This window comes from Pseudoxanthobacter sp., from assembly GCF_036822375.1.
Lineage (GTDB): Bacteria > Pseudomonadota > Alphaproteobacteria > Rhizobiales > Segnochrobactraceae > Pseudoxanthobacter.
The window spans coordinates 1-6633 of sequence record NZ_DAISHT010000117.1 but is presented as its reverse complement, the minus strand read 5'-3'; the positions used below and the strand labels follow the sequence as shown (position 1 = coordinate 6633).

Sequence of the window (6633 nt, the reverse complement as noted above, 5' to 3'; positions counted from 1 at the left end):
TCTGCGGCCGGGCCGCTGCGGGTGTCGCGAACCGGCAGATGCGGCAGCGCGCCGGCCGGCCGGCCGCAAACCCGCCCCGCCGGGCAAAATGCGGACCGGTCAGGCAGCGGGACCGGGCGCCGACACGGTGCCGGCAAGCCCGGCCTCCCACCCGAGAATGGCGCGCTTGCGCGACAGGCCCCAGTGATAGCCGCACAGGGTGCCGCCCTTGCCCAGCACGCGGTGGCAGGGCACCACGAACGACACCGGATTGCGCCCCACCGCGCTGCCCACCGCCCGCGCCGCCTGCGGCCGGCCGAGCCGGCCGGCAATGCGGCTGTAGGTGGTGGCGGCCCCGAACGGGATCGCCAGCAGGCATTCCCACACCCGGATCTCGAAATCGCTGCCGATCAGCGTCACCTGCAGCGGCCGGTCGGGGCGCCACTCCGCCGGATCGAAAACCCGTGCCGCCAGCGCCGCCGTGCCGGCGACATCCGGCACATAGGCGGCGCGCGGCCAGCGGCGCTGCATGTCCTCAAAGGCGGCCGCCTCGCCGCCGTCGTCGGCAAAGGCAAGGCCGCTCAGGCCCCGGTCCCCCGCCATGACGAGCGCCCGGCCGAACGGGCTGTCATGCCAGCCCCAGCGGATCGCCAGCCCCTCGCCGCCGCGCCGCCACGCGCCGGGCGGCATCGATTCGTAGGTGATGAACAGGTCATGCAGCCGCGCCGGCGCGGAAAGGCCCAGCTCGAACGTGGCGTCGAGCACGCTGACGCTGTCGTCCTGCAACAGACGGCGGGCGTGGTCGATGGTGACGGCCTGCAGAAACTGCTTCGGCGTCAGGCCGGCAAAGCGGCGAAAAGCCCGCTCCAGCCGCACCGTGCTGACACCCGCGCCCCCGGCCATCTGCTCCACGGAAGGCTGTGTGCGCCAGTTATCGGTCACATCGGCCAGAACCCGGCGCACGAGGGCATAATCGGCGGCTTCCGCCGGCTCCTGCGGCATGGTGGTGCCCCTCTCCTGCCCTGTGCTCATGTGCCTCGCGCCCATCTGTTCTGCGCTTATCCGGTCGGCGTTCATGCAGTCGGCGTTCATGCGGTCTGCGTTCATGCGGCGTGCGTTCACGGATCGCCGCCGGTTCCGCCGATCCGGCAGCCATAGCCGGCGCAGCGGCACCGCGACACCCGGTTTGCGACACGGACAGCATTTTCACCGCCCTGTCTGGCCGTCGCCCGGCGACCGTGATTAGGATCGCTCCATGTCGCAGGAATCAGACCCGCCAGAGAAGCCGGACGTGCCGCCGCAGCCCGATCGGCCGGCCACGAAGGCCCCGGCCCGCCGCCGGCCGGCCGCCGCAAAGCCGCGTCCGCCCGCAGCACCCGCCAGAGCGGCAAAGCCGCCCGCCCCCGTCAAAGCGGCAAAGCCCGCCGCGGCTGCGGCCCACACGGCCGGCAAAACGGCCGGCGCAGCGGCGCCGCCGCGCCGCGCCGGGGCCGCCGCCAATGCCCGCGCCGCGGCCACGGCCGCCGCCCATGGCGGCCTTTCCGCCTACAGCCCGCCGGAAATCGAGGCGATCTTCGCCCGCCTCGCCGCCCACAATCCCGAGCCGAAATCGGACCTGCACTATTCCAATGCCTTCACGCTGCTGGTGGCGGTGGTGCTTTCCGCGCAGGCCACCGATGCCGGGGTGAATAAGGCGACCAGAACCCTTTTCGCGCTGGCCGACAACGCCGCCGCCATGGCCGCCCTCGGCGAGGAGCGCATCCGCCACGAGATCAGGACCATCGGGCTCTATCGCAACAAGGCGAAGAACGTCGCCGCCTTGTCGCAGATTCTGGCGGAGCGCTACGGCGGCGCGGTGCCCGCCGACCGCGAGGCGCTGGAGGCGCTGCCCGGTGTGGGCCGCAAAACAGCGAACGTGGTGCTGAACATTGCCTTCGGCCAGCCGACGATTGCCGTCGATACCCACATTTTCCGCGTGGCCAACCGGCTGCTGCTGGCCCCGGGCAAAACGCCGGAAGCCGTGGAAACGGCGCTGGAGAAGATCGTGCCGCCGCGTTACCGGATGGGCGCACACCACTGGCTCATCCTGCACGGCCGCTACACCTGCCTCGCCCGCAAGCCGCGCTGCAACAACTGCGTCATCGCCGACCTGTGCAAGAGCCCGGAAAAAGACCTGACGGGCACATGACCGGCGCCCGCCGCCGGCACGCCAGCCGCCCCGGCCTCCACAGCCGGCGCCAGTTCCCCGCAGCCGGCCAGCGCCGGCACGCGTCCCCCTTCACCCGCCCAGAGCCGGCACGGGTCGTCCTTCAGCCGGCCAGAGCCGGCAGCAGTGGCCCGAAGCGGCGGCGTGCCAGCGGCAGGCCGCGGCGCGGCACCAGCAGCGCGCGCCCGGCCGGCACGCGGGCCATGGCCCGGTCGATGCGCTGGCAGAGCGAATCATAGGCCTCGGCAAACGACGCCCGGGCGCTGATCGTCAGGGGGTCGCCCATGCGCCAGCTGAGCCGGCGCGCCGGGTGATGCCAGAGCGGCGCGGTGCCGAGGGGGCCGCTGCCCAGTTCCACCACCACATCCGGCCGCGGCGCGTGCTCGAAGGTGAAGAGTTCCACCGGCTTGGGCTCCAGCCGGTCGGTTTCGATGCCGGCCGCCGACAGCGCAGTCAGCGCCCGCGGGTCCACCCGCTCGGCCGGATCGAGCCCGGCGGAAAAGGCCATCACGCCCGGCAGCGCCAGATGGTTCAGATAGGCTTCCGCCATGATGCTGAGGCCGGCATTGCGGGCGCACACGAACAGCACCGAAAAGGGCTTCATTGTTGTTGTCTCCCGGCCGTTCCCCGCCGGCGCGGGGCCGGCGGTGCAGAACGGGCGGCAGCACCCGGCCCGATTCGCCCGGCCCCCGCCCGCGGGGCAGGCGATAGGCCGGTTGTGCGACGACGCCATGACATTTTCCGGTGGAAACAATCGCCGCCGCCGTCACACCGGGGCGTGGCAGACCGCCTCGATGTTGTGGCCGTCGGGATCGAGCACGAAGGCGGCGTAATAAGACGGGTGATAGTGCGGCCGCAGCCCCGGCGCGCCGTTGTCGCGCCCGCCGGCGGCCAGCGCCGCGGCATGAAAGCGCTGCACGGCCGCCCGGTCCGGTGCCGCAAAGGCGATGTGGAAGGCCACGCCGGCCGGCCCGCCGCCCGAGCCGATCCAGAACACCGGCTTGCCGGCCGTGCCATAGCCGGCATGGTCGCCATGGCCGGTCTCCGCTGCGCTCACCTCCATCACCCGGCCAATGCCCAGCGGCGCGAGCGCGGCATCGTAGAACGCCCGCGAGCGGCCGAAATCCGCCACCGCAAACCCGACATGATCCAGCATTCCGCCCTCCTGCAGCATGGCCGGGCGGGGCGTGAGCCCCGAATAATCGGCCTTTCGGAACAAATCAGAAACATTTATGTATCATGATACAGCCGCCAACAAGGGCTCTCCGCCGTGCCGGAAAGCCGCCGTCAGAGGAGCGGGTCAATCATGAGCATTGCGGACTGGTGCATTCTCGCTGCCGTCTTCCTCACCTATCTGGTGCTGATTCCGGCCAAGCTCGACCCGGCGTTCGACAACCGCGAGCCGCGCACCGTTCACGCGGCGCAGACCGGCCTGCGCCGGCGGGCGTGGTCGGCACACCTGAACGGCTTCGAGGCGCTGCCGTTCTTCATCGGCGCGGTGATTCTGGCGGAAATGAACGGCGGGCCGCAGAACTGCATCAACGGGTCGGCGCTGGCCTTCGTGGTGGCCCGCGCGGTTTATGGTGCGGCCTATCTGGCCGACCGGCCCCGGCTGCGCTCGCTGTCGTGGCTGGTCGGGTTCGTCAGCACCATCGCCATTTTCCTGTCGCCGCTGTGGGGCTGAAATGGCGGCCGCGCCCTCCGGCCTCGCGCCGCATCCCATCCGCATCCTCGGCATCGATCCCGGCCTGCAGCGCACCGGGTGGGGCGCAATCGAGGTCATCGGCAGTGCCGTGCATTTCATCGCCTCCGGCACCATCCGCTCCGCCGGCGACGATGAACTGGCGCGGCGTCTGGTGAGCCTGTTCGACGGGCTGACGGCGGTCGTCGACCGCATCCGCCCCGATGAAGCCGCCGTGGAGCAGACCTTCGTCAACCGCGATGCCACCGGCACGCTGAAGCTGGGGCAGGCGCGCGGCATCGCCCTGCTGGTGCCGGCCCGTGCGGGGCTGCCCATCGGCGAATACGCGCCCAATGCTGTGAAAAAGGCGGTGATCGGCGCCGGCCACGGCGAAAAGCAGCAGATCCGCATGATGGTGAAGGTGCTGCTGCCCAAGGCCACCTTCGAGACCGACGATGCCGCCGACGCCCTTGCGATTGCGCTCTGCCATGCGCACCATCGCGCCTCGCCGCTGGCGGCGGCCGCAAAGGCGGTCCGGCGTGGCGGGCGGCAGGCCGCGCCGGCCCTGCACCCGCGCATCGCCGCCGCGCTGGCGCGCTCGTCATAACCCCGGCCGCGCCGGCGCATCGTGACGCTCGCCGCACCGGCGCATCGCAACCCCGCCGCGCCGGCGCGCGCATCGTGACCCGCAGGACCGGCCCCGCCGCGGACCGGTCCGCCTTTCAGGAGATGCCGATGATCGGCAAACTCACCGGCCTTGTCGATTCGATCGGCGCCGACCATGTGGTGCTCGATGTCGGCGGCGTCGGCTATGAAGTGTTCTGCCCGGTGCGCGTGCTCGCCCACCTGCCGAAGACCGGCGAGCGGGTCGCCCTCGTCATCGAAACGGTGGTGCGCGAGGATATGATCCGCCTTTATGGCTTTGCCACCGCCGGCGAGCGCGGCTGGTTCCGCCAGCTGTGCACCGTGCAGGGCGTGGGCGCCAAAGTGGCGCTGGCGATCCTCGGCGTGCTTGGCGGCGGCGAACTCACAACCGCCATCGCACTGCAGGACAAGGACATGCTGACCCGCGTGCCCGGCGTGGGCAAGCGGCTGGCCGAACGGCTGGTGACGGAGCTGAAGACCGCCGCACCGCCCCACGAGGCGCCGGCGGCCATCATCGGCGGCGGCAGCCCGGTGCCGGGCGGGGAAACCGACCTTGCGGTGGTGGACGCGGTGTCCGCCCTCGTCAATCTGGGCTATGCGGAAGCGCAGGCCCGCGGCGTCGTGCTCGCCGCCCGCCGCACCATCGGGGACGACGCCACCACGGCCGCCCTCATCCGCCACGGACTGAAGGAGCTGTCACGGTGAAGGAGCAGGCGCGGTGAGCGGTCGCCCACAGGGTTCCGGGCGCGGCGGTGCCGGCGCAGCGCCGATGCGCGGCCGGCTGAAAGAGGCGGACGACGGCCGCATGGTGGGCGGCGGCGCACAGGCCGGCGACACCGACGTGGCGCTGCGCCCGCAGCAACTGGACGAGTTCATCGGGCAGGCGCGGGCGCGCGAGAACCTGTCGGTGTTCATCGAGGCGGCGCGCACCCGCCACGAAGCTCTTGACCACGTGCTGCTGGTCGGCCCGCCGGGCCTCGGCAAAACGACGATGGCCCAGATCGTGGCGCGCGAGCTCGGCGTTGCCTTCAAAGCCACCGCCGGCCCGGTCATCGCCAAGGCCGGCGACCTTGCCGCCCTGCTCACCAACCTTGAGGACCGCGACGTCCTGTTCATCGACGAGATCCACCGGCTGTCGCCGGCGGTGGAGGAAATCCTCTATCCGGCCATGGAGGATTTCGTGCTCGATCTCATCATCGGCGAGGGCCCGGCGGCGCGCTCGGTGCGCATCGACCTCGCCCGCTTCACGCTGGTGGGGGCAACGACCCGTCTCGGCCTGCTTACCAACCCGCTGCGCGACCGGTTTGGCATTCCGATCCGGCTGGAGTTCTATTCGCCGGCGGAATTGCAGGCGATTGTTTCCCGCGGCGCGCGGCTGTTCGGCATCGGCATGACGGAGGACGGTGCGGCCGAAATCGCCCGCCGCTCGCGCGGCACGCCGCGCATTGCCGGCCGGCTGCTGCGCCGGGTGCGCGATTTCGCCATCGTCGCCGGCAAGGCAGCCATCGACGGCGAGATTGCCGACCGGGCGCTGTTGCGGCTGGAGGTGGATGCCGCGGGTCTCGACAGCCTCGACCGGCGCTATCTGCGCGTTATCGCCGAGCACTACGGCGGCGGCCCGGTGGGCATCGAAACCATCGCCGCCGCGCTGTCGGAGCCGCGCGATGCACTGGAGGAAATCGTCGAGCCCTACCTGATCCAGCAGGGCCTGACCCAGCGCACCCCCCGCGGCCGCATGCTGACGCCGGCCGCCTTCCACCACCTCGGCATGGCGCCCCCCGCGCGCCTGCCGGGCGACCAGATGGGCCTCTTCAACGGCGATGCGTGACGGCGCCTGCCGGACGAACCGGCAACGCCGCTTTCCGCCGCCCTGACCCGTGCCCCCAGCGCCGGCTGCGCCGGCCAGTGCCGATCCGCAGCCTTTCACGCCCGCCGCAAGCCCGGTTCGGGACGCACCGGTCCGGGGAAGCGCCGGTCCGGGTGCATGGCACGCCGGGCTCGCCGGCGGCAATGTCCGGCCGTCTATCAGGATCGGCAGATCGAACGCCGGCGCGATCGCTGCGGAGCCGGCCTCGCATCCGACATCGCCACCGTCCAGCAGCGACATCGACCCCACGCTGAC

7 protein-coding genes and 1 pseudogene are annotated in these 6633 nt (G+C 71.6%); 5 read left to right on the top strand and 3 right to left on the bottom strand.

From position 1 onward, the window contains the following. Positions 1 to 99: 99 nt before the first annotated feature. On the bottom strand, positions 100 to 981 hold the full coding sequence (locus V7067_RS11555; protein WP_334176055.1) for a bifunctional helix-turn-helix domain-containing protein/methylated-DNA--[protein]-cysteine S-methyltransferase: 882 nt from the start codon (positions 979 to 981) through the stop codon (positions 100 to 102). Between the two features lie 253 nt (positions 982 to 1234). Between V7067_RS11555 and nth the strand changes: the two genes are divergently transcribed. After that, positions 1235 to 2167 carry an endonuclease III gene (gene nth, locus V7067_RS11550; protein ID WP_334176054.1) on the top strand — a complete coding sequence of 311 codons (933 nt, stop codon included), beginning with the start codon at positions 1235 to 1237 and terminating at the stop codon, positions 2165 to 2167. A 121-nt stretch (positions 2168 to 2288) separates the two neighbouring features. Here nth and V7067_RS11545 read toward each other — a convergent pair whose 3' ends face one another. Next, complete coding sequence (locus V7067_RS11545) at positions 2289 to 2789, bottom strand: hypothetical protein (protein ID WP_334176053.1); 501 nt, start codon at positions 2787 to 2789, stop codon at positions 2289 to 2291. 162 nt (positions 2790 to 2951) lie between these two features. Beyond that, on the bottom strand, positions 2952 to 3341 hold the full coding sequence (locus V7067_RS11540; RefSeq protein ID WP_334176052.1) for a VOC family protein: 390 nt from the start codon (positions 3339 to 3341) through the stop codon (positions 2952 to 2954). 150 nt (positions 3342 to 3491) lie between these two features. Between V7067_RS11540 and V7067_RS11535 the strand changes: the two genes are divergently transcribed. The 4 genes and pseudogenes from V7067_RS11535 to ruvB all read left to right on the top strand — a co-directional run bounded on the left by V7067_RS11535 (position 3492) and on the right by ruvB (position 6339). After that, entirely contained in the window at positions 3492 to 3869 is a 378-nt protein-coding gene (locus V7067_RS11535; protein WP_334176051.1) for an MAPEG family protein, read from the top strand. Between the two features lies 1 nt (position 3870). Continuing rightward, positions 3871 to 4386 (top strand): annotated as a pseudogene (gene ruvC / locus V7067_RS11530) (crossover junction endodeoxyribonuclease RuvC); the annotation flags it as partial. 215 nt (positions 4387 to 4601) lie between these two features. Beyond that, entirely contained in the window at positions 4602 to 5216 is a 615-nt protein-coding gene (gene ruvA / locus V7067_RS11525; RefSeq protein ID WP_334176050.1) for a Holliday junction branch migration protein RuvA, read from the top strand. Positions 5217 to 5316: 100 nt separating this feature from the next. After that, positions 5317 to 6339 carry a Holliday junction branch migration DNA helicase RuvB gene (gene ruvB / locus V7067_RS11520; RefSeq protein ID WP_334176061.1) on the top strand — a complete coding sequence of 341 codons (1023 nt, stop codon included), beginning with the start codon at positions 5317 to 5319 and terminating at the stop codon, positions 6337 to 6339. Positions 6340 to 6633: the final 294 nt, after the last annotated feature.

Bases quoted from the DNA above. Each gene is read 5' to 3' on its own strand.
- V7067_RS11555 (WP_334176055.1), bottom strand. From the start codon at position 981: ATGCCGCAGGAGCCGGCGGAAGCCGCCGATTATGCCCTCGTGCGCCGG.
- nth (WP_334176054.1), top strand. From the start codon at position 1,235: ATGTCGCAGGAATCAGACCCGCCAGAGAAGCCGGACGTGCCGCCGCAG.
- V7067_RS11545 (WP_334176053.1), bottom strand. From the start codon at position 2,789: ATGAAGCCCTTTTCGGTGCTGTTCGTGTGCGCCCGCAATGCCGGCCTC.
- V7067_RS11540 (WP_334176052.1), bottom strand. From the start codon at position 3,341: ATGCTGGATCATGTCGGGTTTGCGGTGGCGGATTTCGGCCGCTCGCGG.
- V7067_RS11535 (WP_334176051.1), top strand. From the start codon at position 3,492: ATGAGCATTGCGGACTGGTGCATTCTCGCTGCCGTCTTCCTCACCTAT.
- ruvA (WP_334176050.1), top strand. From the start codon at position 4,602: ATGATCGGCAAACTCACCGGCCTTGTCGATTCGATCGGCGCCGACCAT.
- ruvB (WP_334176061.1), top strand. From the start codon at position 5,317: ATGGTGGGCGGCGGCGCACAGGCCGGCGACACCGACGTGGCGCTGCGC.